General features: G+C 28.9%; 1 protein-coding gene. It reads right to left on the bottom strand.

Annotated features, from left to right (window positions below; all coding sequences use genetic code 11):
• Window positions 1-501 (bottom strand): ABC transporter transmembrane domain-containing protein (locus HMPREF3002_RS00080; protein WP_141754462.1); only part of this gene is annotated, 501 nt, incomplete at both ends.

The following is a 501-nucleotide window of genomic DNA, read 5'->3' as shown; positions in this document are numbered from 1 at the left end:
CAAAAACACCGTTTAATAATTGAATACTTGCTACTAGTAATCCAATAGTCAGTAAGTTATTTCTTACAAAAAAGATACCAGCAACCATACAGGATAGTTGAGAGCCAAAACTTAGTAAAATTCCAGTAGTTGAAGCTAAGTCTTTTAAGAATTGATATGTTTTTCTGGACTCTTCAAATTCTAAACTGATTTCCTGAATTTTTTCTTGGGTCCAGCTTTGAATATTTAATAACTTAATTTGTTCAAAACCATTAATAAAGTTTGTCATTTTTGACAAATAGTGATTATTTTGTAGAGAATAATTATTTGTTGATTTAGTCATTAACTTTCCAGGAATTTGTGATAGAAAAATCGTTAGACTCGACAATAAAAGAAAGACTAATGCTAATCGCCATTCTATATAAATAATAGCAACCACACTCATGATAAGGCTCCCTAAATTTGCAATTAGAGAGATTTTAGGGATTAATAAATTTTCTTGAATAAGGTCACTGTTTTTGG

The sequence above is a fragment of the Streptococcus sp. HMSC065E03 genome (assembly GCF_001815045.1).
Taxonomy (GTDB): domain Bacteria; phylum Bacillota; class Bacilli; order Lactobacillales; family Streptococcaceae; genus Streptococcus; species Streptococcus parasanguinis_AD.
This window is presented reverse-complemented; position numbering and strand designations above follow the sequence as displayed.